This is a genomic window from Haladaptatus salinisoli, assembly GCF_020614375.1.
Lineage (GTDB): Archaea > Halobacteriota > Halobacteria > Halobacteriales > Haladaptataceae > Haladaptatus > Haladaptatus salinisoli.
This window is the reverse complement of sequence record NZ_CP085327.1, coordinates 405211-430519: the sequence shown is the minus strand read 5'-3', so window position 1 is coordinate 430519 and position 25309 is coordinate 405211. Positions and strand designations below refer to the sequence as shown.

23 protein-coding genes are annotated in these 25309 nt (G+C 65.7%); 6 read left to right on the top strand and 17 right to left on the bottom strand.

The genetic code is table 11. The features are described 5' to 3' along the window. Window positions 1-94: 94 nt before the first annotated feature. Window positions 95-1045, bottom strand: coding sequence for a DUF7504 family protein (locus LIX00_RS02440; RefSeq protein ID WP_227354596.1), 951 nt, complete (start codon window positions 1043-1045; stop codon window positions 95-97). Between the two features lie 255 nt (window positions 1046-1300). Here LIX00_RS02440 and LIX00_RS02435 point away from each other — a divergent pair, with 255 nt between their 5' ends. The 3 genes from LIX00_RS02435 to LIX00_RS02425 all read left to right on the top strand — a co-directional run bounded on the left by LIX00_RS02435 (window position 1301) and on the right by LIX00_RS02425 (window position 4573). Further along, window positions 1301-1675, top strand: a complete 375-nt coding sequence (locus LIX00_RS02435; RefSeq protein WP_227354595.1) for a DUF7344 domain-containing protein — start codon at window positions 1301-1303, stop codon at window positions 1673-1675. An 84-nt stretch (window positions 1676-1759) separates the two neighbouring features. Continuing rightward, window positions 1760-4078 carry a DEAD/DEAH box helicase gene (locus LIX00_RS02430; protein ID WP_227354594.1) on the top strand — a complete coding sequence of 773 codons (2319 nt, stop codon included), beginning with the start codon at window positions 1760-1762 and terminating at the stop codon, window positions 4076-4078. Window positions 4079-4126: 48 nt separating this feature from the next. After that, the gene (locus LIX00_RS02425) at window positions 4127-4573 is read left to right on the top strand and encodes a DUF7552 domain-containing protein (RefSeq protein WP_227354593.1); all 447 of its coding nucleotides are present in this window, start codon (window positions 4127-4129) and stop codon (window positions 4571-4573) included. Here LIX00_RS02425 and LIX00_RS02420 read toward each other — a convergent pair. The 3 genes from LIX00_RS02420 to LIX00_RS02410 form a co-directional block, all read right to left on the bottom strand. Further along, window positions 4570-5571: a DUF7544 domain-containing protein gene (locus LIX00_RS02420; RefSeq protein ID WP_227354592.1), complete on the bottom strand. Its 1002-nt coding sequence runs from the start codon at window positions 5569-5571 to the stop codon at window positions 4570-4572. The genes LIX00_RS02425 and LIX00_RS02420 overlap by 4 nt on opposite strands. Before the next feature lie 69 nt (window positions 5572-5640). Continuing rightward, entirely contained in the window at window positions 5641-6378 is a 738-nt protein-coding gene (locus LIX00_RS02415) for a TrmB family transcriptional regulator (protein WP_227354591.1), read from the bottom strand. A 1-nt stretch (window position 6379) separates the two neighbouring features. Beyond that, window positions 6380-9415, bottom strand: coding sequence for an MMPL family transporter (locus tag LIX00_RS02410; protein ID WP_227354590.1), 3036 nt, complete (start codon window positions 9413-9415; stop codon window positions 6380-6382). 435 nt (window positions 9416-9850) lie between these two features. Here LIX00_RS02410 and LIX00_RS02405 point away from each other — a divergent pair, with 435 nt between their 5' ends. Beyond that, window positions 9851-10948 carry a CNNM domain-containing protein gene (locus LIX00_RS02405; RefSeq protein ID WP_227354589.1) on the top strand — a complete coding sequence of 366 codons (1098 nt, stop codon included), beginning with the start codon at window positions 9851-9853 and terminating at the stop codon, window positions 10946-10948. Here the strand turns inward: LIX00_RS02405 and LIX00_RS02400 are convergent. Beyond that, window positions 10945-11154: a hypothetical protein gene (locus LIX00_RS02400; protein ID WP_227354588.1), complete on the bottom strand. Its 210-nt coding sequence runs from the start codon at window positions 11152-11154 to the stop codon at window positions 10945-10947. The two genes, LIX00_RS02405 and LIX00_RS02400, sit on opposite strands and share 4 nt — an antisense overlap. Window positions 11155-11235: 81 nt before the next feature. Beyond that, a complete protein-coding gene (locus LIX00_RS02395) occupies window positions 11236-11940 on the bottom strand; it encodes a rhodanese-like domain-containing protein (RefSeq protein WP_227354587.1) in 705 nt (234 codons plus the stop codon). A 377-nt stretch (window positions 11941-12317) separates the two neighbouring features. On the opposite strand from LIX00_RS02395, the gene LIX00_RS02390 reads away from it, so the two are divergent. Then, entirely contained in the window at window positions 12318-12623 is a 306-nt protein-coding gene (locus LIX00_RS02390) for a hypothetical protein (protein WP_227354586.1), read from the top strand. Window positions 12624-12752: 129 nt separating this feature from the next. Here the strand turns inward: LIX00_RS02390 and LIX00_RS02385 are convergent, their stop codons facing one another. The 9 genes from LIX00_RS02385 to LIX00_RS02345 all read right to left on the bottom strand — a co-directional run bounded on the left by LIX00_RS02385 (window position 12753) and on the right by LIX00_RS02345 (window position 22774). Next, window positions 12753-14015, bottom strand: a complete 1263-nt coding sequence (locus tag LIX00_RS02385) for an FAD-dependent monooxygenase (protein WP_227354585.1) — start codon at window positions 14013-14015, stop codon at window positions 12753-12755. Between the two features lies 1 nt (window position 14016). Beyond that, on the bottom strand, window positions 14017-15093 hold the full coding sequence (locus LIX00_RS02380; RefSeq protein ID WP_227354584.1) for a phosphotransacetylase family protein: 1077 nt from the start codon (window positions 15091-15093) through the stop codon (window positions 14017-14019). Beyond that, on the bottom strand, window positions 15090-17192 hold the full coding sequence (locus LIX00_RS02375; RefSeq protein ID WP_227354583.1) for an acetate--CoA ligase family protein: 2103 nt from the start codon (window positions 17190-17192) through the stop codon (window positions 15090-15092). The genes LIX00_RS02380 and LIX00_RS02375 overlap by 4 nt, the downstream gene beginning before the upstream one ends. 25 nt (window positions 17193-17217) lie before the next feature. Then, entirely contained in the window at window positions 17218-17661 is a 444-nt protein-coding gene (locus tag LIX00_RS02370; protein ID WP_227354582.1) for a GIY-YIG nuclease family protein, read from the bottom strand. Then, a complete protein-coding gene (locus LIX00_RS02365) occupies window positions 17658-18086 on the bottom strand; it encodes a DUF4149 domain-containing protein (protein WP_227354581.1) in 429 nt (142 codons plus the stop codon). The genes LIX00_RS02370 and LIX00_RS02365 overlap by 4 nt, the downstream gene beginning before the upstream one ends. A gap of 38 nt (window positions 18087-18124) precedes the next feature. Beyond that, entirely contained in the window at window positions 18125-18601 is a 477-nt protein-coding gene (locus tag LIX00_RS02360) for a YbaK/EbsC family protein (protein ID WP_227354580.1), read from the bottom strand. Between the two features lie 70 nt (window positions 18602-18671). Continuing rightward, window positions 18672-21086 carry a methyl-accepting chemotaxis protein gene (locus tag LIX00_RS02355; protein WP_227354579.1) on the bottom strand — a complete coding sequence of 805 codons (2415 nt, stop codon included), beginning with the start codon at window positions 21084-21086 and terminating at the stop codon, window positions 18672-18674. Further along, complete coding sequence (locus LIX00_RS02350; protein ID WP_227354578.1) at window positions 21083-22327, bottom strand: ABC transporter substrate-binding protein; 1245 nt, start codon at window positions 22325-22327, stop codon at window positions 21083-21085. Before LIX00_RS02350 ends, LIX00_RS02355 begins: the two co-directional genes overlap by 4 nt. Before the next feature lie 120 nt (window positions 22328-22447). Beyond that, window positions 22448-22774, bottom strand: a complete 327-nt coding sequence (locus tag LIX00_RS02345) for a MazG nucleotide pyrophosphohydrolase domain-containing protein (protein ID WP_227354577.1) — start codon at window positions 22772-22774, stop codon at window positions 22448-22450. Between the two features lie 54 nt (window positions 22775-22828). Between LIX00_RS02345 and LIX00_RS02340 the strand changes: the two genes are divergently transcribed. Then, window positions 22829-23209: a secondary thiamine-phosphate synthase enzyme YjbQ gene (locus LIX00_RS02340; protein ID WP_227354576.1), complete on the top strand. Its 381-nt coding sequence runs from the start codon at window positions 22829-22831 to the stop codon at window positions 23207-23209. Here the strand turns inward: LIX00_RS02340 and LIX00_RS02335 are convergent. Together LIX00_RS02335 and LIX00_RS02330 are read right to left on the bottom strand one after the other, a co-directional pair. After that, window positions 23206-23505 (bottom strand): hypothetical protein, encoded by a 300-nt coding sequence (locus LIX00_RS02335; RefSeq protein ID WP_227354575.1) that lies wholly within the window; start codon window positions 23503-23505, stop codon window positions 23206-23208. The genes LIX00_RS02340 and LIX00_RS02335 overlap by 4 nt on opposite strands. 171 nt (window positions 23506-23676) lie before the next feature. Then, window positions 23677-25278 (bottom strand): uracil-xanthine permease family protein, encoded by a 1602-nt coding sequence (locus tag LIX00_RS02330; RefSeq protein WP_227354574.1) that lies wholly within the window; start codon window positions 25276-25278, stop codon window positions 23677-23679. Window positions 25279-25309: the final 31 nt, after the last annotated feature.

Sequence of the window (25309 nt, the reverse complement as noted above, 5' to 3'; positions counted from 1 at the left end):
TTTCATGTGCTTTCAGTGGGTAGTTGTTGGAGCATTTTCCGCCAACGCGGAAGCAAATTCGTCACCGCTTAGTCGAGTCGCGTCCATATCCCCTCTATACGGGGAACCACGTCGTCGTATACTCCGTATCGTGCATGTGCCACCGTTGTTTCGGCCCGTCCTCGCTGATTTTCAGTTCGATAGCCACGTCGAACAACGAGCTGACGGCCTGGACGGGTTGGGATCCGTACGCTCCCGGGAAGATGTAGTGGCCCAGACCGGAAACGTCCTCGATCGTTTCCGTGATCGCTCGAAGGAACTCCTCCACCGTTTGCGCGTCCTCCTCGCCGGAAAGTAGTTGCAGCGAATCGAAGCAAAACCGTAGTTCACCCGGTGCGAACCCCATCTGCTGACGCTGCAGTTCGAACGTTGTTTCCCGAATCGCCGTTCGAAAGTCGTCTATCGTTCCCACTACCGACGAGAACGACGCCCGCCTCGAATGCTCGTTCGTCCGCGCTTGTGCGGTCGATCGTACCGCTGCCTCGTACGATAAGAGGCGTGCGTTGTCCAAACTCGCGTTCGCTTGGGAGAGTCGCGTACGAACGACGTCCGCGTTACGTCCGTAAAGCGCGAACAGATGCGTTCTGTCGTACGCCGTTTCGCCTATAAACTGCGCGCTCAACTGCTCGAAAACGTCCGTCGGGACGTCACCGGTGAGGAGGAGATTCCCGCCGGATCGTTTCAATCGACCGAGCTCCGATTCGATTTCGACCGTTCCGTCGGCGTGAGCGGTGATGTAGTGACCGGCGAGCTTAAAGGTCACTTTCCCGCTCGTTCGAGGGGTTCCGTCCCGGAGCGGACGAAATAGATCCTCCAACGCGTCGGGATCGATGCGCTGATAGAGCGACTGCGGGACGTCAGTGGAGTCGATCTCCGTTTCCTCTATCATCCGCTGGATGATAAACGCGCTCAACGCGTCCTCGCTTTCCCAATCGTACCGAAACGTTATGGGTGCCTCCACACCACATATAAACGGCGAGGTTGCATCGTCGTCTTGGACACTCATACTCTCGTATCGTTAGTAGCTCTAGCGTGAAAAGTTCATATGTCGCCTCGGAATGATGTTGGACGATAATAATGATGGTTTGAGGCGTTCGGGCGCGGTTCCCCCTTCGCACCAGAGGTGATCATTCGTAATTACCTCCAAATTGCGAACCCCGGGTCGGGAAGCCGTCTTCCCGTAAAACGATACCCGAATTGAAAATTTCGAACGAGGCGTCCAACCGGGTGATTCATACGCTACAGAAACGGTAAATAGAACATGGGCGAGACACCGGACGATGGGGAACGGACGCTTGCCGAACTATTGGAGTTCTTGGAAGCGGTCGACTCCGACACTATTACTTCTACTTCGAGTGCGGTGTACAAACTGCTGGAAGACGAGCAACGTCGCCATCTCGTACTTTATCTCGCCGAGCGGGAAACCGCGACGCCCCTCTCACGGGTGGCGCTGGAGATCGCGAGTCGCTGTAACGATACGTCGTTCACGCACGTTACGCCCGCCGAGCAAGAGGAAATCCGCATTCGCCTCGTACAGAAGCACCTCCCGCGACTCGCGGATTACGGCGTCCTCTCCTGGTCGTACGGTGACGAGATCGTGAAACCAATTCCGAGAGCTCCCTTTTCCGAAGAGTGAACGGCCTTCGTGGTCCCTCGAAGAAGACTCGTTCGGTGTCCGCCGACGAAATCGGTTAGAACCTCCGCCCCCAACGCCAGTTCAGTGCAGGACACCATCGATTGGCTCCGAGGACGCCCCTACTACGACGGACAGATAGCCCGCCACGAGACGCTCCCCGGCGACGACGGCGAGTTTCGGGACGTGACCCTCGAATCGCGCCTCGAATCGGCCCTCCGCGACCGGGGAATCGACCGCCTCTACCGCCACCAGGCGGAGGCGATCGAAGCGGTACGAGACGGCGAGAACGTCGTCGTCGCCACGCGGACCGCGAGCGGGAAGAGCCTCGCCTACACCGTGCCCGCCTTCGAGCGCGCGATGGAGCGCGGCGGACGAACCCTCTATATCGCGCCGCAGAACGCGCTCATCAACGACCAAGAGGAGACGCTGTCGGAACTCGCCCGCGATTTAGGGTTCGGCAGTCGCGTCTCCGTCGCGCAGTACACCGGCCGACTCGACAAGAACGAAAAGCGCGACGTGCGCGACCGCCGGCCGACCGTCGTGCTCACCACGCCCGACATGCTCCACTACGCCCTCCTCCCCTACGCGCACCGCCTCTGGGACTGGTTCTTCAAGGGGTTGGAGACGGTCGTCGTGGACGAGGTCCACGAGTACCGCGGCGTGTTCGGGAGCCACGTCTCGCTCGTCCTCCGCCGACTCGCGCGAATCTGCGACCGGTTCGACGCCTCCCCGCAGTTCGTCTGCTGTTCGGCGACCATCGGCAACCCGGTCGAGCACGCGAGCGCGGTGACGGGGCGACCTGAATCGTCGTTCCGCCTCGTGGACGAAGATACGAGCAAAACCGGGCCGACCCACTGGCTGCTCTGGAACCCGCCCGAGTACGAGGACGACCGCCGCGGCGGGGCGAAGCGGCGCAAGTCCAACCACGGGGAGACGAAGCGACTGTTCGCCGACCTCGTGAGCCGCAACTGCCAGACGCTGGCGTTCACCCGCGCCCGACAGGCCGCGGAACGCTACGCGATGGAGAGCGCGGACGAACTCCGGCGGCGCGGCGAGCGCGACCTCGCCTCGAACGTCGCGGCGTACCAGGCCGCCCTCAAGAACGACCGGCGGCGGGAACTCGAATCCGGTCTCCACTCCGGCGAGATTCGCGGCGCGTGGAGCACGAACGCGCTGGAACTCGGCGTCGACGTCGGCGGCCTCGACGCCGTCCTGCTCGACGGCTACCCCGGCACCCGCATGGCCGCGTTCCAACAGGCCGGACGCGCGGGCCGGGGCACGGACCCCAGTCTCGTTACCCTCGTCGCCGGCGAGGACCAGTTGGACCAGTATCTGGTGGCGAACCCGGACGAGTTCTTCGCGGGCGACCCGGAGCGCGCGGTCGCGAATCCCGAGAACGAGGAACTGCTCCCGGCGCACGTCGCGTCGGCGGCCCGCGAGACGTGGCTCTCGCCCGACGACGAAGCGCACTTCGGCGCGGGCTTCCCCGAACTCGTCGCGAAACTCGAATCGCGCGGCGAACTCGAACGCCGGCAGACGAGCGGGGGAGTTCGGTGGGTGTACGACGGCGACGGAAGCCCGCAACACGAGATGAGCCTCCGAACCATCGACGAGCGGGAGGTCGACCTGCTCGATCGCACCCGCAACGAGGTCATCGCTTCGCTCCCCTTCGGAGACGCGCTGAACGACGTCCACCCGGGGGCCGTGTACCACCACCAGGGCCAGTCGTACGAGGTCGTCGACCTCGACCTGTCGCGGGACGTGGCCGAGCTCTCCCCGACGTGGGCCGACTACCACACGAAGACGCTGCACGAGAAGGAGATCACGGTCGAAGCCGACCTGCGGGAGAAGACGCTCTCGACCCGCGACGACTGCCTCGTGCGGTTCGCCGACGTGACGATGCGAAAACGAATCACGGGCTTCGAACGCCGGGACGCGAAGCGCGACGAGACGCTCGGGCGGGAGTCGCTCGACCTGCCGGAGCTCAGGCTCCGAACGAAGGCGCTCTACTTCACGATACCAGGCGAGTTGGAGCGCGAAATTCGGGCGATGGACGGCGATTTCGGCGGAGCCATCCACGCCGCCGAACACGGAATGATTTCGCTCTTCCCGCTGGAACTGCTCTGCGACCGTGGCGACATCGGCGGCCTCTCGACCCCGCTCCACCCCCACACCGGGGCGAGCACCATCTTCATCTACGACGGCTACCCCGGCGGCGTCGGTCTGACCCGCGAGGGCTACGAAACCGTCGAGTCGCTTATGGGGAACACGCGGGAGATGATTCGCGCCTGCGACTGCGAATCCGGCTGTCCCTCCTGCGTCCAGTCGCCCCACTGCGGAAACGCGAACGACCCGCTCGACAAGACCCTCGCCGCCCACCTCCTCGCGGGGCTCACGGAGTGAGTCGCAACGTTTTTAGGACGGCCTAAAAGAGATTAGGTCGACCTAAACATGGACGAGACCCTCCGGCGAACGCGGCGCGAAATCGAGCGGCTAGCCGTCGAGAACGGACGATTCTCCGTCGCGTGCGCCGACACCGGCGAGCGCCCGATGCCGATAACGGGCGCGCGGTTCGAAACCGACGAGGACGCCCACCGGGCCGCCGAACTCGCCCGCGAGTATCGGGACGCTCTCAGAGAACACGACCGCGACGTGCCGCGGTACCGGTTCGTCGTCAACGAGGAACCGCCGCGACCCCTCCAGATGGCGAGCGTCAGGGAGCGAACGTCGGGAACCCGGGCGAACGGTCTCCCCCGGACTCGGCGCTTGGTCACCCTCGCCGGCGACGGGGGCGGCGAATGGATCGAGATGGAAAACGCGCCCATCGTCCACCTCTCGCGGGACGGCGGGCCGGTCGGGGACGACGCCGTCTCCCGCCAGCTGGACTCGAAGCTCTAGCGAATCTCCGCTCGAAGCTCCGGGACGAGGTCGAACTCCCGGTTCGTATCGCCCAGCACGAGCAGGGCGTAGTAGCCCAGGTACGACTGCACGGGGACGCGAATCACGGCGAAGGCGGACAGGAGGAGCAGGCCGTACACCACGACGAGGAGCCCGAACGAAGCCAGCGCCAAAGCGCCGGGACTCGACAGGACCGCGGCGGGCCCCCCGAACGCGACGAGGAGCAGTCCGCCGAGGACCACGAACGGAATCAGGAGGACGAGACCGACGATTCCGCCGACGATCGAGGTGACGATTCCGCCCGCGATGGTGAGGACGACCCGGAGCAGAACGTACGCCACGTACTGCTTCCACTGGTCCCGGAGCGTCGGCCAGAACGCCCGCCAGCCCGCGAGGACGCCGCCGCCCCGGAGCACCATCACCGGGACGACGAAATTTCTCGTCAGGCCGTCTACCACCGCCACGACGAGTCCGAACACGAGCAACACCGGAACGAGCAGAAGCAGGACTCCGATACCGATGCTCGGCGTCCCGCTGAGAACGGCCGGAACGAACGCGAGAATCACCAATCCCGCGACCGGGAGGACGAACAGGAGGAAGAGGGCGAAACGGAAGCCGAACAGGCGAAGTCCCTGCCCGAGGTGGTCGCTCGCGTATCGCCGGACGTGAACTTCGCGCGTTCGAAGCGCCTCGACGAACGCGAACTCCATCACCGACCCGACGAGAGTGAACAGTAACCAGAGCAGTATCGCCACCGCGGCGATGACGAGGGCGACGGTGACGAGGGTGCCCTCCGAAATCGGGACGTCCGAGGTCGGTCCGCTCGGTTCACCCGTGAATTGGAAATTTCCGCCTCCCGTCGGCGGTGACGCGCTCGCACCGCCGAGGAAGAAGACGACGACGGCGAGTTTCAGCCACGTCCGAACCTCGACGGGGAGCAGGAGGGCTTTCGTGGTTTCGATGGCGTCGTCCAGGGCTTCGACGGCGTACCACGGCATACCGGACGTTTCTGCGCCTCGATATTTAAATCATCGTGCGAGGTTCGACGCGTTCGGTCGGCAGCCGAGTTAGATCCCCCTCGCGTCCTCGATTCGCGCGTCGATGAACTGACTGAGTATCGCCGCGAAGCCGGTCTGCGAACTCCAGATGGCCGTCTCGCCGCCGCCCAGCACGCTGATGAGAACGGTGTCGTCGTCGACGACCAGCACGCGCCCGGCGCGGTTCTCCGGCGGTTCGTCCGGCAGGCCGACTATCGGAAGTTCGTCGAATCGGTCGCGTATGACCGGGTCGTCGGCGACCAGAAGCACGTCCACGCCCGCTTCGGCGCGTTCCCGCAGGGCGTCCGCGATCGTCTCGGGGAACAGCGAGGCGTCGTGGACGCCGAAAACGACCCGCGATTCGGCCTCCTCGACCAACTGCTCGACGCGGCTATCGATGGCGTCGCGGCCGTCGACCGTCCACACGTCTTCGCGCTCCTCGTCGCCCTCCACGAACTCGTTCTTCGCGGTTTCGAGGTAGTCGAACGCCTGCTCCTGCCTGCGTTCGAACCGCTCTCGGAGGTGGGATTTCGCGGCGTCCAAGCTCACGGGGCGGTACTGGAGGGGCTTCGACTGCTGGACCTCCACGAGGCCGCGCTCCTGCAAGTTCTCGGCCGCGCCGTACACCTGCGAGCGCGGTACGTCGGTGACGCCGTGGATATCCCTGGCCGTCCCGGTTCCCAACTTCTGGAGCGCGACGAACACTTTCGCCTCGTAGTTCGACAGGCCGAGGCTTTCGAGCGCGTCGATGGCGTCGTCCTCGTTCATGTCAGTCCTCTCCCGACGCGGGGGCCGTCGATTTGGTCTCCATGGCTCCGTGAGCGCCCGGCCCGAGATAGCGCGTCCAGACGACGAGCAGACTCGGGAGCACCAGCACGCTGGCGAGGAAGGCGTAGATGATGGTCAGCCCCGTGATGATGCCGAACTGCTGGAGCGCGGGCAGGATGGCGAAGGCGAGCACGCCGAACCCGCCCACCGTGGTCGCCGCGCTCCCGAGCAGCGCGCCGCCGGTTCCGGTGAGGCTGACGCGCATCGCTTCCCACGCCGAGCCCCGTCGTTCGAGTTCGACGTTGTACCGCTCGGAGAGGTGGATGCTGTACGCGACGCCCAGCCCGACGGTCAGACTCGTTATCATCCCCGTCAGGACGTTGAACGGCATGCCGAGCAGGTACATCGTGCCGAGAATCCACGTCACGCTGAAGAGGACGGGAAGCAGGGTCACCGCCCCGAGGGTCGCGCTGCCCTCCGTGATTCGGTAGACGAGCATCAGGAACGCGAACACGGCGACCATCGTGAGGACGAGACTCTGGATGACCGTGTCGAGCAGCTGTTTCTGCACGATTTCGAAGACGATGGACTGTCCCGTCGCGGTCGCTTCGAGGCCGTCGAAGCTGTCGGCCACGTCGCGCATCTGCTCGGTGACCGCGGCGCTGGACGCGCCCCCGTTCACCGAAATCGTCATCCTGAGCGCGCGGTACTCGCCGTCTTCGCGGTACACGACGCTCGCGGCTTGGTCGGGCGCGACGGCGTACAGTTTGTCGTACACCTTCTCCAGATTCCTGTCGGGAACGTCGTTTCCGTCGGTGTCCGCCGCGACGAACGTCCGGTTGAACGATTCGTTCTGCGCCGCCACCCGCTCCATCACCGAGAGCGGGCTCGAAATCTCGGGTTCGCCGTTCGAGAGGACGAGGGTGGCGTTCTTCGTCGCGGCTCGCTCGCGGGCCCGCCGAACCTGTTCGAGCGCGTCGTCTCGCGTCACCTCGCCCTGAATCAGTATCTGGGCCTGCGAGTCCTCGCGCACGAAGTTCTCGTTCACGTAGTCGAGGTGCTTTTTCGCCGTGTAGTTGGCGGGCTTGAACGGCTCCGGCAGTTGCTTCGTCCACTGCGGCGGGTCTTCCGCGAGGAAGTCCTCCTGCGCGAAACTGGTGTCGACCTTCGTCGCGCCGTACGCGCCGCCAGCGCTGACGAGCACCGTGACGAGGATGACTATCATCGGCGCTTTCCGCGCCGCGACCGCTCCGAGCGAGAGGACGCGTCCGAGCGCGCCGCCGCCCGTCCCGAACGCTCGCTTCCGCCGGTCGAAGCCGCGCGATTCGAGGAACGCATCGAGTTCGACTTTCAGCGCCGGAATCAGCGCCCCGAAGACGAGCAGCGCCGCGACGATGCCGACCGAACTCACGACGCCGAAGTCCCGAATCGGCGGAAGCGGACTGACCATGTTCGAGAGGAAGCCGATGACCGTCGTCGCGGTCACCCACGTCAGGGCCGCGCCGACGCTCGCGAGGGCGACGCGCATCGAACCCCTGACGCCCGCGTCCGGGTTCTCCTCCCGCTCCTCCCGGTTCCGCATGAACACGTGAATCGCGTAGTCGATGGACAGGCCGATGAGGAGGACGGGCACCGCGATGAATATCTGGTTGAACGTTATTCCGGCCCAGCCCATGAAGCCGAACGTCCACACGAGCACGAAGACGATACCGGCGACGCCGAGCAGGATGTCCAGCAGGTCGCGGTAGGCGACCACCAGCGTCAGGACGACGAACAGCAGCGCGAGGGGGCCGACGATGGCGAGGCTGTCGGCCATCGACTGGTCGATCTCCTCGCTGATGATGCCGCTTCCGAAGACGACCGCCTCGCGGCCGAGTTCGTCGCGCGCGATGGATTGCATCGCTTTCTGCGTCTCGACGAGGCTGTTGGACGCCTGTCCGTGCATCGACTGCGACTCCTGTTTCTGGAAGACGACGATCATCGTTGCGTTCGCCTCGGCGCTCCCGGGTTCGTAGGAGGTCGGCATGAACGCGAACGCCCGACTCGACGTCCCGCCCGAACTGGCGTTCTCCGAGAGCACCATCTTCGTCGTGGCGTTGAGCTCGGACCGGTTCATCGAGCGCAATTGCTCTAACTGCTCCGCGAGCGTCGGCATCGAGCCGTTTTCGAGGGCGGCGCGCCGTTCTTGCAGCCGCTCGCTGCGCTTCTGGAGCTGCTCGTACTCGCTCGCCAGGACGCCGCGCGTGCCGAGTTCGTACACCTGCCGGAACTGCGACCGAACCTCGCCCGCGCGCTGTCGGTAGGTGGACCGATTTATCTCGCCCTGCTGGTACGAGGCGTTCAGCCGGTCGAGTCGCGTCTGCAGCTCGCGGGCCTGCTGGGCCGACCGGTTGAACGTCGCCGACTGGTTCGCGGTGAGTTCGGCCGTGGCGTTGGCCCGCACCTGCCGGAGTCGCGTTTCGAGTCGTGCGGAGCGCTGGCGGTACGTTTCGTTGTCGATTTCGCCCGCCTGCCGCGAGGCGTTCAGCCGGTCGTACCGCCGCTGTAGCTCCCGCGTCCGGTTCAGGGCGTCGCTCAGCCTCGACGCGGTCTGATTGAGTTGCCGACCGCGTTGTTGGAGCTTCGCGCCCTCGGCGCGAAGTTCGGAGACCTTCTCCCGCTGTATCGCGGCGATGGCGACGACGTTCGAGACGCCGCTGGTGGGCGTCTTCGCCACCAGCGTATCGTTTATCGTCTCGTTCTCGCGGAGTCGCTGCTGCAGTTCGAGGGAGTTGACGAGCGCCTCCTTCGACAGCACGTCGTCTCCGCGGACGATTATCTGGACGACTGTGGTGTTCTCGCGTCCGGTCGTGAAGTTCGACTCGATGTAATCGAGCTTTTGCGCCGCCTTGCTGTCGCTCTGGAACTGGTCCAGCGAGGACGACTGGTCGACCTGCTGTGCGCCCGCCCCGACCAGCACCGTGAGAACGAGCAGGACGGCGATAACCGCCCGACTGTGCGCCGTGACGTTCTCGAAGAGTCGTTCGAGGAGGCTCATCGACTGCCTCCGGGATCGCTATCGTGGGGGGTCATCTGTTGGTAGAATACTACTGACAGCCCTGCCAAAAAGATGGAGGTTCCGCTTCGCGGCGTGACAGGAAAGCACAAACCGGTCGCTCAGCGGGAAGACAACCGACGAAATCGCATCGGCATCGAAAAAAGGGGCGACCCTACTCCCGAACCGCGGCGTTGGTGTCGAGGTGGCCCTTCCCGTGGTACGCCCTGTCGCCGACGCGGTTCGCCGCGTTGCGGAGCGTCTTCCGCACCCGATTCGCGTTGTAGTTCGGGTTGACGCCCTTGACGAGCGCGGCAGTCGCCGAATCAGAAACTGGACCATCCCGTCTAGCTATTTCATCCCGTTTGACTCCGAAAGTTTCCGCGGGGTATCGGCGACCCATCAGAGTTAGGACGGTTACCGGCGAAGGGACGCACGATGGTCGAAGTTCTCACCGTCCTCCGTCTTCTCGGCGGCGCGTTCCTCCTGCTGATGAACGCCTACTTCGTCGTCATCGAGTTCGCCATGACGCGGGTACGGCAGTTCAGCGAGGACGAGTTCGGCGACTCGTCCGGACTTCGACGCGCGTGGGAGATGACCGACCGCCTCGAAATCTATCTCTCGGGCTGTCAGGTCGGCATCACCATCGCCAGCGTCGGACTCGGCGTCGTGGCCGAACCCGCCGTCGCCCACATATTCGCGCCGGTCGTGAAGACCGTCGGACTCGGCACGGGGTCGACGCACGCGCTGTCGGCGATTCTCGCGCTCGCGCTCATCAATCTCTTACACGTCATCGTCGGCGAGCAGGCCCCGACGTATCTCGGCATCGAACGGACGAAGTTCGTCGCCCGGTACGGTTCCGGTTTGCTCTACTGGTGGACGAAACTCATGTCGCCCGTCATCGTCGTCGCCGACAAGGCGGCCAAAGGGTTGCTCGGCCTGTTCGGCGTCGAAATCACCCGCTCGTGGACGGCGGGAGAAGGCGGCGAGGGCGGCGAAGACGGCGAACGAGAGATCGTCAGCAGGGCCGACCTCCACCGCCAGATGGGTGACGTGCTCGGTCGGGTTGACGACCTGTCTCGGGAGCGCGAAGAGGAGATTCTGGCCGCCCTCCAGATCGAGATGCTCCCCGTCCGCGACGTCATGGTTTCCCGCGACGACATCGTCGCGCTCTCCGCCGACGTCCCGTTCGACGAGAATCGGAAGCGGATGGCATCGAACCCGCTCGTCCGGTATCCGGTCATCGGCGAGTCGTTCGACGAGTACCGCGGAATCGTGTACGCGCCGACCGTCGTCAAACACTACGACGCGCTCGAATCGGGGGACGTCTCGCTCGTCGATATCGCGCACGACCCGATGACTATCGCCGCGGACACCAACGTCAGCGACGTTATCGACCTCTTTCAGGCCCAAAATCAGGAACTCGCGCTGGTGCTCGACGGAAGCGAGGTGGTCGGACTGGTGACCGCGACCGACGCGTTCGAGGCCGTCCTCGGCGATTTGGAAGATCCCATCGACAGGGAGCTCTCCGTCTAATCGTCGTCGAACTCCAGCGCCTCTTCGGGACTCATCGTCTTCCACTCGCCGTCGTCGGTTCGAATCTGCACGCACCCGTCCGGGACGTCCGTCTCGACCGCCTCGACGTGCTCTCGGAGGACGTGCGCCTCGTACTGTTTCCACGCGGCCCGCTCCGAGGGAGCGATGGCGACCCAGCCGCAGTCGCGCTGACGACACCGTACCATCGAGCGTCGATCGCCCGCACGAGCGAATAAAGGTTGAGAAACGCCCTCGCAAACGTCAGTGATTCCGATAAAACGACCGAGTTATCCGGTGACGACCCGGGACGAGAGTTCCGCGATGGTCCCTTCGACTTCGTACTCCGGCGTCTGAACGGTGATGACGCTGTCGGGCGTCACGTCGTAGAACTTGAGGTGCATCGAGTACGAGCCGTCGTTCTGAATGCCGGTCGCTTCGTTCTGTCCGGAGGCGATGTGGCGCGCCCACGCCGTCTCGCCGACGAAAGTCGGGTCGGTGACGCCCTCGATGACGTAACTGTTCGGCGTCGCCTCGGTGTTCCGGCCTTTGACGGGGTAGCCCTTCTCGTGCCACGCCCAGTACCCTTCGTCGATGACGTACACGTTCTCGTACCCGTTCTGCAGCAACTTGCCAGCGCGCATCGAGGAGAGGTGGTGCGGACAGCCGCAGTAGCAGACGATGCGCTGGTCTTTCGGCCACGAGGCGACGGGGTCGTTTTTCTTCTGCCCGTTCGGTGCGGGACTGAGCACCGCGCCGCGAATGTGCGATATCACGTACTGCCTCTCGGTGCGGGCGTCCACGAACCGAGCCTTGTCCTGCTTGTACCACTTGTGGGTGACGGACAGCGGTGCGAGCGGAACTTGTTGTCCGTACTGGGAGACCGTCTCGAACCCCTCCTCGGATTTCGAACCCGGGCCACCACCGAGGCCGAGACAGCCACTCAGTCCCGCGACCGAGACCGCACCGGCCGCGAGAAACCTTCGTCGGTTCATTGCTAGCCGTCTATAGTAACCACCTCGCTATCAACCTTATTATGCCGTTGACGCGACACGGTTCGGCGGGAAAATTCGCGAGAAATCGTTCTTTCGTCCGTTAATCGCCGGTGACGGCGGATTTTCGGGCAGCGCGACCGCCGAATCGGTTCCGGTCAGGTGGAGGGACCGCGCAACTGGGACGATTATCGCGCTCGCCGAAACGAGACGCGTCGTGCGATTGAGTAACGGAATCCGTACGAGAGTCACCACCGTGCTAACCGCCCTCATAAATTTTTACTCGGAAGTGAGTAAGACTTATCAACCACCCTCCCCTACCACGAGTTGATGAATGAAACAGCCTTCCAGCAAACGATTACGGTCGAGGTGAAGAGATAATGTGGCAAGATATCGTGTTCCTCTGCGGTAGCGTCTTCTCCCTCCTCGTCCTCGTGCCGACCCTGCGCGATTCGATGGCGAACATTCCGCTCGGAACCTCCCTCCCCTCCGCCACCATCGGCATCATCTACGGAACCGCGTTCTTCACCCTCGGAATGAACCTCTCCGCCGCCGGGTCGTTCCTCACGGGAATCATGTGGAGTCTCATCGCCATCCTCCGCTCGCCGAACCCGCTCAACGACTCCGCCGACCCCGAAGTCGAGACGCAGTCGCCCCGGTACTCCGGAGCGCAGCACGCGGACTGATCGGTTCTCGCGGAACGCTCTCGCACCGGTTCGTCTCCCGGAGTCGAGAACGCTCTCCTTTTTGCGACCTCCGTTCGAGAAAGCGGCGGAAAGACCGAAATGCGCGAGCGGGAGCGCTCGCGGCGGGGCTCACGGCGGGGACTCGAACGCCGCGGTGTCCACCGATACGGGCTCCGGCCCGAGCGCGAACGTCTCCCACGTCCGTCGGAACGACGCGGTCTCGGGGAGCACCGCGAACAGCGCCCTCGTCAGCGGGCTCCCGACCCACGCCGGAATCGAATCGCGGTGACGGACGTACCACGACAGCGCCCGTTCTCCCCGTCGCTGGAGGCGCAGGACTTCTTCGACCGCGGGGCGTCGCCGCGATTCGAACCTCGCGAGTCGTTCGTTCGGAAGCGCGCCGTCCGCCCCCTCCAGCGCGGTCACCACGGTCGAGTGGGCGACCACCGCGTCCTGAATCGCGAGTCCGTTGCCCTGTCCGCCGACCGGCGAGGCGACGTGCGCGGCGTCGCCGAGCAGGAGGAGGCCGTCTCTCGTCCACGTCTCGCTCAGGCCGGGTTCGATGCGGAGGAGCGAGCACTGGTCGAAGCTCCGGAGGTGGCGGGCGATGGTCGGGTCGACCGCCGCGATTCGTCTCCGAAGGGCGTCGATGCCGCGCTCTCGAATCGCCGGATACGTTCCCTTCTCGACGAACCAGCCGGCCTGCGCGTCCTCCGCGCCGAGTCCGAAGTAGAGCAGGATTCCCTCGCCCTCGATGCGCCCCTGCGCGGCGGTGCCGACCGCGTCCGCCGGAAGCTTGAACCACAGCAGTTCCACGTCGGAGTCGAACAGTCCGGGGTCGATTCCGGCGGCCTCCCGAACCGTGGAGTACCGCCCGTCCGCGCCGACGACGAGGCGGCTCCGGAGTTCGAGTTTCTCGTCGCGCTCGCGGTCGGTCGCGCTCACGCCGACGACTCGGCCGTCCTCGCGCAGGAGGTCGTTCGCGGTCGTCGCGGGTCGAAACTCGAAGGCGTCGAACTCCCTCGCCCGGTCGATGAAGAAACGGAGCAGCGGCGGCTGTTCCATCAGCAGACCGTAGTCGTGGGACGCGGGGAGCGTCGAGATGTCGACGACGTCGTAGGAGCGTCCGAACGCGGTCACTGCGGGGCTTCGAATCTCGTCGTGGTCGAGCGCCAGCACGTCGCTCAACACGCCCATTTCCTCGAACAACCGGAGCACGAGCGGTTGGAAGAAGTACCCGCGGAACTCGCGGTCGAGGTCGGCGTGGCGTTCCAGCAAGACCGTCTCGACGCCGCTTCGAGCGAGGAGGTAGCTCAGCACGCACCCGCCCGGCCCGGCCCCGACGACCACGACGTCGGCGGTGGCGGTCGCGGTGCCCTCGTCCTCGGTCACGCTACTCCCCGTCGGTCCCCGACTCGCCCACCAGCGCGTCCACGTCGGCGTGGTCGTGCAGGAGCTCCCGCATCCGTTCGACGGTCTCCTCGTCTCGGGTGCGACCGCTGCGAATCACGTCCTCGGCGCGCTCGACGGTCGTCAGGGTGTCCCCCTGCACGAGCAGGATGGGGACGCCCTTCTCCTCGGCCTTTCCGATGACGGCCCCCGGGGGGCGGAACCCGCCGGTCAGCACGAGGCACTTCACGCCGGGCGCTTCCAGCGCGACGGTGTGCAGGTCGGGGCGGTCGCCCCCGGTGACGAGCGCGGCGTCCTTCGTCCGGCGGAGGTGGCGCAGCGCCTTGTCCCCGCTCATCGCGCCGACGACGAATCGCTCCACGAAGGCGTCGGTGTCGGCTCCGGTCAGCAGGTCGGCGCTGAGTTCCTCCGCGAGGTCGCCGACCGTGACGCCCGCGAGGTCCTTCTGGCGCGGGAGGACGCCGAGAACCGGGATGTCGCGCCCTTCGAGGAAGGGAACGACGTCGGTCTCGAGCGCGTCGAAGTTCGCGTTCGCCACGGCGTTGAACAGGACGCCTTCGAGTCGGTCGCCGACGTCCCCGGTCGCGGCGAGCAGGTCGTCCACGTCGCTTCCCCGCTCGTAGTGCGAGAGGAGGAGCACGTCGGCGTCCAGCAGGTCGGCGACCTCCGGGTCGGTGAGATTCACGATGCCGCCCGTCGTGAGTTTGCCGCCGCCCTCCACGACCATCAGGTCGGTGTCCTCGGCCAGCGACTCGAAGCTCGTTCGAACCTCCTCGCGGAGTTCGTCGGGTTCGGCGCGACCGCGGATGGCCTGCTCGATGAAGGTCGGCGAGTAGACGACGGGTTCGAGTTCGTGCATCTCCGCGTCCAATCCGAGCAGTTCGCGGGCCAGCATGGGGTCCTCGTCCAGCGTCTTCCCCACGTTGCTCTGGAGGCGGGTTCCCTTCGGTTTCATGTAGCCCACCGACAGCCCGCGCTCCTGTGCGAGCCGCGCCAGCGCGAGGGCGACGGCGGTCTTGCCTGTGCTTTCTTCGGTTGCGGTGACGAGTATCGTGTTCATAGTTCGTCCGTGTCCACGGTCAGTCTGATGTCGATGGCGCGCACGCCGTCGGGCGTGGCGACGAGGGGGTTCACGTCCAGTTCGAGGATCGCGGGGAAGTCGGTGACGAGCTGCGAGAGGCGCTGGATGCTCTCGACCACTCCCTCCACGTCGGCGGGGTCGCGGCCCCTCGCGCCCCGGAGCAGCGGCGCGGCCTCGATTTCGTCTATCATCTCGCGGGCCTCGCGCTCGCTCACGGGCGCGACGCGGAAGGTGGTGTCCTCGAGAATCTCGACGAAGATGCCGCCGAGTCCGAATAACAGGAGCGGCCCGAACTGCGGGTCGCGGTTCATCCCGATGATGGTCTCGGTGCCCGAATCGAGGTCGACCATCGCCTGCACCTGCACGCCGAGGATGGTCGCGTCCGGCTGGTAGTTGCGCGCTCGCGTCACGAGGTCCTCGTACGCGTCGTACACGTCCTCGTTCGAGACGCCGACTCGCACCCCCCCGATGTCGGACTTGTGCAGGATGTCCGGGCTGACTATCTTCATCACCACGTCACCCTCGATGTTCTGCGCGGCCGCCACGGCGTCCTCCGGCGCGTCGACGACGGTTCCGTCGGGCGTCGGGATTCCGTACGCGTCGAGGAGCCCCATCGCTTCCACGCCGAGACGGTTGTCGCCGCGGTCTTTCGCCCGCGAGAGGATTTCCTCGGCGCGCTCCTCGTCCACGTCGAACGTCGTCGGCTCCTCGTACTCGCGCCGACCGATGTCGCGGTACGAGACGAGCGCGTCGAGGCTCCGCACCGCGCGCGCCGGGTCGAAGTAGTTCGGAACGCCGCCCTCGCGCAGCACGTCCTTCGCCTTCTCGGTGCGCTCTCCGCCCATCAGGGTCGCCGCGACGGGCTTACCGTGTTTCGCCTGTAGCTCGACTATCTCCTCCGCGAGCGCGGGATAGTCGATGACCGCGGTGGGGGCGGAGAGCACCACCGCCGCGCCGACGTTCTCGTCGGCCAACGCGAGGTCGATGGCCTCGCGGAACCGGTCGATATCGGCGTCTCCGATGGCGTCGATGGGGTTGTAGATGTTCGCCTCCTCCGGCATCGCCTCCGAGAGCGCGTCGAGCGTCTCCTCCGAGAACGACGCCAGCGAGAGGTTCGAATCGCCCACGGCGTCGGTGGTCATCACGCCCGGTCCGCCCGCGTTCGTGACGATGGCCACGTCGTCCCGCTCTGGAAGGGGTTGGCCCGCCAGAATCTGGGCGAAGTCGAACAGCTCTTGGACGTTCTCGACGCGGAGAACCCCCGCCTGCCGGAGACCCGCCTCGTAGGCGCGGTCGCTACCCGCCAGCGTCCCGGTGTGGGAGGAGACGGCCTGCGCACCCGCCTCGGTTCGCCCCGATTTCACCATCACGATGGGGGTGTCGTCGGTCGCCTCGCGGGCGGCCGAGATGAACGCCTCGCCGTCCTCGACGCCTTCGAGGTAGGCGAGGATGACGTCGGTGTCGGGGTCGTCGGCCCACGCTCTGACGAAGTCCGTCTCGTCGAGCACGGCCTTGTTGCCGAGCGACACCACGTCCTTGAACCCCAACCCCTCGTCGTTGGCCCAGTCGAGCACCGCGGTGATGAACGCCCCCGACTGGCTCATGAACGACATCGACCCCGGCAGGGCGTTGTCCGGCCCGAAGGTCGCGTTCATGTCGACGGGCGTGCTCATCACCCCGAGGCTGTTCGGACCGACGAGGTTCAGGTCGTACTCGGCCGCGACTTCCTGCAGTTCCTTCTCTCGCTCCGCCCCTTCGCGTCCCGTCTCGCCGAACCCGGCGGTGACGACGACGACGTTCCGGACGCCCGCCTCGCCCGCGTCGCGCACCACGTCGACTGCGACGTGCGGCGGCACGACGACCACCGCGAGGTCGACGTCCGGGGCGGACCCGAGGTCGGGGTAGCACCGCAAGCCGAACACCTCGTCGTATTTCGGGTTCACGGGCACCGTTTCGCCGTCGAAGTCGTCGCGCAGGTTCGTCACGATGGCGCGACCGATGGAGCCTTCGCTCTCGGTCGCTCCGACGACTGCGACTCGCGACGGCGCGAAGAGATCGGAGAGTACGCGGTTACCCATCGTTCGGAAGTCGGTCAGCGCGGGATTAAAAGTAGTGCCCGTTTCGCGTCCCGCGAGAATCACCGCGGTCGTGCGCCCGTCGAACCGCGCGTTCGAGGGCGTCTCGGTCGGGCGCGAAGTGGAGGTGCGTCCCGCAGTCGCAGTCGGACGCCCCGATTCCCGAGACCGACCGGAGTTCGTCGCCGAGTCTCCGGGCGACCGCGCACTCCACGTCTTCGTCCGCGGTTCGCACGTCGTCCGCGAGTCGGGCGTCGGGGTGGCCGAGCAGGTAATCGACGTGCCAGTGGCGGGCGTCGTTCTCCCCCGCCGCGACTCGCGCGTGGCGGTCGACGCGCGAGAAACCGCCCCGACCGAAGGCGCCGCCGGTGTAGGCGTACCAGCCGGAATCGAGGTCCCTCGTCCCTTTCGCGCCGAACTCGATTTCGGCGGCGGAGACGAGTTCGACCAGCAGGGTGTAGGTTCCCGTCACAGGTGAGAGAGAACCAGTCCGCCCGCAACTGCGAGCATGGCGACGCCGTTCAACAGCACCGACTGTCCGTGATATCGTGCGAAGCCGTCGTCGCCCGCCTCCTTCATCCTCGGGACGAGCACTGCTCGGGAGTAGATGGTCGCGGAGAGCGCGACCAGTAGCAGCACTTGGATCGAAAGCGACAGCGTCGAACCGAGCATTCCTTCGCTTCCCGCGACGAGGACGGCGGTGAACGCCGTAAACCCGAGAATCTGACCGAAGGCGTAGTATTTCGGGAAGATGGCGTTGACCACCCGTCCGGCGTCGTCACCGAGTACGTCGAACGTCGTCGGCGCGGCGATGAACGAGAAAAATACCATACTCCCGAGCCAACTTCCGAGGGTCGTGTCGACGACCATCGACAGCGTCGTTTCGAGGAGCGCCATGGCGGACGGTTGGAAGGGAGCGAAAATCGGCGTTTCGGTCACTCGCTCACGGCGACGACGGTCGCACCCGAGAACTCCCGCAGTTTTCCCGGCGAAATCGGAAAGACGGCCTTCGGCGTTCCCGCCGCGGCCCACACCGTCTCGAACTCCGTCAGCGTCTCGTCCAGGTAGACGGGAAGTTCGGCGTCGTGACAGAAGGGCGGCACGCCGCCGATGGACCAGCCCACGGTGTTCCGAATCTCGGCGGCGTCGGCCATCTCGACCTCGCCCTTCGGGACGCCTTCGACGTCGGCCAGTTTCGCCTCGCTCACCCGGTTCGCCCCGCTGGTCACGACGACCACGAGGTCGTCGCCGGCGCGGAAGACGAGACTGCTCGCTATCTGCGCCACGTCGCAACTGATGGCGTTCGCGGCGTCCGCGGCGGTCTTCGTTCCCTCCGGGAATTCGTGAACGTCGATGTCGAAGCCGTACTCCGTATCGGCGCGCTCGCCGAACTCTCGCGCTCGCTCGTGCATGGGAGTACCTCTCACCGAGGCGGTAAATCGGTGGCGGTGCCGTCTTCGTTTGTGGGCGGCGATCCGGCGATTACGCCTCGCCGTCGGAATCGGCGCGTGGGCCGACGCGGAAGCTATCGACCGTGGCGGCGAGCGATTCCGCCTGTCGCGAGAGCGACTCCGCGCTTCGGGAGACCTCGCCGAGCGAGGCGGTCTGTTCTTCCGTCGCGGCCGCCACGTCCTCCGCCTCCGCGGCGGTCTCCTCGCTGATCCGCGTCACCTCGTCCACCGCGGCGACCACTTCCTCCGTGGTCGCGGCTTGGTCGTCGGTCACGTCGTTTATCTCGCTGACGCCGACGCTCGTCTCCTCGACGTTGTTCACGATCTCCCGAAGCGACTCCTGGGCCTCGTGAACCGTTTCGGTACCGTCGGCGATGGCGTCGCGCGTCGTCCGGATGTCGTCGGCGGTCAGTTCCGCGTGCTCCCGGACGGTGTCGATGCGGCGTTCGATATCGCCGACCGCCTCCTTCGTCTCGTTGGCGAGTTCCTTGACCTCGTTGGCGACGACTTCGAAGCCTTCGGTTGAGCCGTCGGCGCTCGCGGCTTCGATATTCGCGTTCAACGCCAGCATGTTCGTCTGGTCGGCGATGGAGCGGATGAGTTCGACCACGTCGCCGATGCGCGCGATCTCCGACTCCAGTTCCTCCATCTGTTCGACCGTCGCGTCGGCGCCGGATTCGATAGCGGTCATCTCCTCGATGGCCGCCTGCGCGGCGGCGCGACCGTCCTCTCCGAGCGTTTCCGTGTGTCGGGCGGTCGCGGTCACCTGATCCGCGGAGGCGGCTATCTCCTCGATGGTCGCCGACAGTTCGCTCATCTCTCCGGCGGTGCGCTCGAGTCGCTCCGACTGCTCGACCGTCCCCGACGACATCACCTGCGTCGATTCCGTCACCTGTTCGCTCGCCCGTTCTATCTCGTGCGTGCTCGCGGTGACCTCCTGACTCGCCGCGGCGACGGTTTCGGCGAACTCGTGGACGTCGCGTATCGTCGATTCGAGTTCCGCCATCATCGCGTTGAACTCCCGGGCGATTTCGGTCATCGACTCCGTCGGGCTTTCCGTGGACATCCGCTGGGTGAGGTCGCCGTCGGCGGCCCGTCCCATCACTGCGCCGAACTCGGTCGACTTGCGCCGGAGCGCCGCGTTGAGTTCCTCGGCCTCCGCCTGCGCCGACTCCGCTTCGGCTTGCGCGGTCTCGGCTTCGGCGCGCGCTCGTTCGATGTCTGCGACCATCGTTCGGAGATCGTCGCGCATCCGTTCCAGCGTCTCGCCGAACTCGCCCGGAACGGATTCGTCGAACGCCGGCGCGTCGAACTCCTTTCGGGCGAGGGCGTCGGCCTGGTCGGCGACCGTGTTCAGGTACTCGTGCATCGATTCGAACGAGTCGAACAGCCGCCCCATCTCGTCCTCGCGGGTCGTCGCCGGCAGGTCGACCGCGAGTTCCCCGGACGCGATCCCGTCCGCCGTCTCCGAAACATCGGACAGGGAACGAGCGGTTCCGCGACCGATGGAGAGACCGACGACCACGAGCGCGAGCACGGCCATCAGGACGAGCAGCCCGATGTTCCGGGTGACGTGGGTCTGGAGCGCGAACGCCGAGTCCACGGGCACCTGATACAAGAGCACCCAGTCCGTTCCGACGACCGGCGTGTACGCCATGACCGAAGATTCGTCGTTCGCGCCGGACACTCGCCGGATGCCGCTGTTCCCGGCGAGACCGTCCTCGATGATCGACGACTCGCCCGCGTACGAGTCCAGTACGCGGGTGTTCCGGTTGTCGAGGAGCACCGTCCCCTTCCCGTCGACCACCGTGATATCGCCGGTCGCTATCGGCGCCGAGAGCGCGTGAGAGCGTTCGGCGAGCGAGGCGGTCATGACCACCATCCGATCCGGGTTCGAGGTCGGCGCGACGAACGCGGTGACCGGCTCGCCGCCCGTTTCGTACGGCGACGTGACCCGGACGGCGTCGTCGTCGGCGAACGATATCGATCCGTTCGACCACGCCGCGTCGATCGCTTTCGGCGTCTTCCCGACGAGTTCGTCGGTCGTGCTGGCGAGCACCGTTCCGCTCTTTCTGTCCACGTAGTGGACGGCCTGCACGTCGTTCGGCAGGGCGATGAGTTTTCGCTCGACGAGCGCCTGTCGTTCCGCGTTCGACCGGTTCCCCGAGAGCGATTCGGCGAGGAAGCGAGTGGTCGACCGCTTCTTCGCGACCCAGTCGTGGAGCGCTTCGGCCTCGCCCTTCGCGGCGTTGTTTATCTCCGAGCGCGTCTCCCCCTGGACGAGTCGCTTCGTGTCGAAGTGGATGTAGAAGCCGATGGCGGCGATGAGGAGCAGGATCGAGAACAGGATGACCCCGAACTTCGCCGCGTAACTTCGCCTGATGCGGGTGGGCAGCAGTCGTTCGAATCGCCCCGCGAGCGTTCGGCCGCGGGAGTCGTCGGTCATCGTTCCTCCCTCCCCTCGAAAAAGGAGGTCTGTAGCAGTTCGAGTTCGTCGGCCGCTCCGTTCTCGACTCGCTCGATGACGTAGGCGTTGAGCGGTTCGAGGTTCGCGTTCAGGTCGACGGAACTCGACGCTCCCTGGTAGTTCACCGCTCGATTCGCGTTCAGGAGGGTCGCCGCGCGGTCGAAATCCCCGACCGAAACGGTCTGTCCGCGGCCGCCGGAGACGGATACGAGGTTCTCGCTGATAGCGCTCGCGTCGGCCTCGCCGGCTTGCTCCGTCGCGAGCGCGAGCAGGAACAGCGCGTCGTACGCGTGTCGAGTGTACGGGGCGAGCGGGGCGATGTCGCGCAGCTTCTGCCGGAGTTCCATCGCGCCGGTCGTGCTCTCGGACGCCACGGACGCGCTGTACATCCCCTCCATGTGCGTCGGAATCTCGCTCGGAAGGAGACCCGCGCTCAAAACGTACTCGCCGTCGTACGATCCGTCGGCCAGCAGTTCGAGCACCTTCGTGTTACCGGGTTCGCTGGCGAACGCGACCGCGTCCGCTTCCGAGCGTTGAACTTCCGCGACCTGCCTGGCGTACGTCTCGCGCCCCGGCGGGAACGGAACCGTGGCGACGACGTCGCCCGAGACCTCGGCTCCGATGGTCTCGGCGAGTCCCGCTCCGAAGCGGTTGTTCACGTGGACGATGGCGACCTCGTCGGCGCTCGCGTAGCGGTCGCTGTTGAGGATTTTAGCCATCACGAGCGCCTGCTGAATGTCGTTCGCGGCGGTGCGGGCGAAGAACTTCGTTCCGTTCGCCGCGCCCGCCGACGCGAGCGCCGGGTGCGTGCTGGACGGGCTGACCGCGATGACGCCCTCGCGTGCGAGTCGCTCGGAGAGCGCGAGCGAGATGTCGCTGACGACCGGCCCGACGAATCCGACGACCCCCGCGTCGACGAAGGAGTCGAAAGCTCTCTTCGCCTTTTTGGGGTCGAGTTCGCTGTCCTCGACCGCGAGTTCGACGGTTCGTCCGAGCGGTCCGCCCGCGCGATTGACGTCGGCGACCGCTCGTTCGACCGCGCGGCGGTGGTGTTTCGCGACGGTTCCGAGAAAGCCCGAGGCCGAGAGCGGCATCAGCGCGCCGAAGCGTATCGGCGACCGACCTAACTTGCCGCCGAGGCAGCCGGAAAGGGCACCGGCCGCCGGGAGCGTCTCCCCGGCTAAGCGTAAATATCCTCTCCTCGATACATCAATTGTCATTCATAGCAATGGATAGCCAAGCTATGGATAGTTCTTTCGATCAATCGCTATCAAATTTGATAATTTCCGGAGTCGACGCCGTCAGTTCGTCCGTCGCGGAGACGGCCGCGAGCGTTCGGGTCAGCGTCGCTCGGAGCACCCCGTCGGACGGGAACCCACCTCACCCCGTTCTTCGATTCGGGATTCGTACTTCGCCAGCGCCTCGTCGAGGGCCGCACCGGCGTCGATGTCCAGCGATTCGGCGAGCGACAGGAGCGAGAAGAGCGCGTCCCCCAGTTCGTCCGACTCGACCGAAACCGCGCCGGGGTTCGAACCGTAGGCGGTCGATTCGTTCGCGTCTTTCGCCAGTTCGCCGACTTCCGACGCGAGGTCGAGCAGTCGGTAGGCGGGCGGCGCGTCCAGTTCGTGTTCGGCGAGGAACCGCGCGACGGTCTGCTGTTCTTTCACGATAGTTTCATTTCCGACCGGGGATTTAGACCCCGCGAGTCGAAGTCGGGGACGATGGAATTCGAAGTGAGAACCGAGGAGCGCGTGGACGTCGTGAACATCACCGACCGCGTGGCGGAGTGCGTCGCCGACTCCGCCGACGCCGGCACTTGCACCGTCTTCGTGCCGCACACGACCGCGGAGGTGGTCGTCAACGAGGACGAACCGCGCCTGCTCGCCGACCTCGAAACCGCGCTGTCGCGTCTGATTCCGGAGAGCGACGACTACCGACACGACCGAACGGACGACAACGCGGACGCGCACCTCCGGGCGACGGTGCTCGGCGAGCACGCTACGATTCCAGTCGAGGACGGCGAACTCCGACTCGGAACGTGGCAGTCGATACTGTTCGTGGAGTGCGACGGGCCGCGGACGCGCCGGGTGGTCGTCCGTTAAACGAGTCGCTCCCCGCACTTTCGACACTCGACTTTCTTCTTCCCCGTCGCGGTTCGCTCGACCGTTAGCGCCCCCCCGGAGTTGCACTGCGGGCAGACGCTCTTTCCGGTCTCCGTGGCCTGCTGTTGTGCCATCCACCGCAGGTTCTTCTCGGCGTCGCGGAGTCGTTCTTTCGTCGCTTCGAGTTCGTCCCGAAGCGATTCGATCTCCGACCGGTCGCTCTCGGCGGGCCGGTCGTCGGTGGTCGACTCGTCAGTGGACGATTCCGTCGTGGTCTCCGAGTCATCTACCGTCATTGGAATCTAAAGTGCGATGTGCTATCGCTACGCACGACAGGAGAGAACAAAAGGTTGTGGGTGGTTTAGGACGATCGACACCGCGACGCAGCCGGTGACACTTCGGAGCGAGCGCGCCGACCGTCGTCGAAACCCCCTTCCGCGCCGCGAAGTCCGACCCGTTCGAACGCGTCAGTCGGCCCGCGAGGAGTCGGTGCCGCGCTCGGAACCGAATCGTTCGAAGGCGCTCCGGAACTCGCCTTCGTCCTCGGTGATGGCCTCCCACGCTTCGAGGCCGCGCTCTTCTCGAGTCCCTTCGACCGTGTTATCGAGGACGAACGCGACGATGCCGCCGACCGCCATGCCGGTTCCGAGGATGACGTAGAGGGTGTTGGCGACGAGGTCGGTGCCGAGCACCGGACCGACCACGGCGACCCCCCTCAAGCCCGCCTGGAACACCTCGGCACCGCTCTGCTCCACGCCGACGCCGATTTGGCCGATGTAGGCGGGGATTGCGAGGCCGGCGAACAGGGCGAGACCGACGATGAAGAGGTTGCGCGAGGAGTCCATATCGACGTACTTCAGGTTCGACAGGCCGACCGCGGCTATCTGCCCGAACATGGCGATGAACAGCCCGCCGACGATTGGTGCCGGGATGGTCGCCACGAGCTGGCCGAAGTAGCCGACGAAGCCGACGACTAGCATGACGACCGCGCCGATCTGGACGACGTAGCGCGAGGCGACGCCCGTCAGGCCGATGGCCCCGATGTTCTCGGAGTAGGAGGTCGAACCGTTGCCGGTGCCCATGATTCCGGCGAAGACGCTGGCGAGGCCCTCCATCCCGATCCCGTGGTCGATTCGCCTCCTGCTCGGCGCGCCGACGCCGGAGAGGCGCGCGACGGCGTGGTAGTCGCCGAAGCTCTCGACCATCGAAGCGACGACGCCCGCGAACATCCCGATGATGTACGGGAGCGTAAACTGGGGTATCCCCCACTGGAGCGGCATCACGGGCTGGATGAGATCGGCCCGCACGACCTGCCCGTAGTTCACGTAGCCCGGCGCGCTCGGGGCGTAGAACCCCGTCCACGACAGCACGAACGCGATGAACCACGCCGAGACGACGCCGAGCAGGACGGGGAACAGCCGGAACGCGCGGCGATCGTTCAGGTACTGCGAGAAGAGGACGATGAGGCCGAGGGTGAGACCGAGGAGCCACCAGTCCTGCTGCGCTCCGGCGACGCCGGCGTTCACGTCGGTTATCTGGGGGACGCCGAACAGCGACAGTCCGATGAGCGCGATGGTCGGCGCGATGACGACCGGCGAGAGGTACTTCTTCAGCCGCCCCATGAGGCCGAGGTAGCCGACGACCACTTCGACGGCGCAGGCCGCGATGACGGCCCCCTGCAGTTCGAGGAGCGTCGTTCGCCACCCCGCCCCGATGACGGCGATGATGGCCAGCGCGGGCGCGAGCATCGAGAAGGTCGCCCCCTGCACGATGGGGTAGCGGTTGCCGAACGTCGTCTGGGCGAGCGTCGCGACCCCGGAGACGACGAAGAAGGTGCCGACGAACTGGGCCGTCTGCCCCGTCGGCATGTTCATCGCGCTGGCCAGCGCCAGCGGGACGGCGATGTTCGCGCCGATCATCGTCAGGTAGTGCTGGAAGCCGAGGAATATCGCCTCCAGCAGCGGCGGTTTGTCTTCGATGCCGTACTCCACGAACGACGCCTCTTCGAGGCTCGCGGGGCCTTCCGGCTCTATCGTATCAGTCGTCGTATCGCCTGTCGTGTCGGTCATGCGTTCTCAGCCACGGTTTGTTTTCGGATTC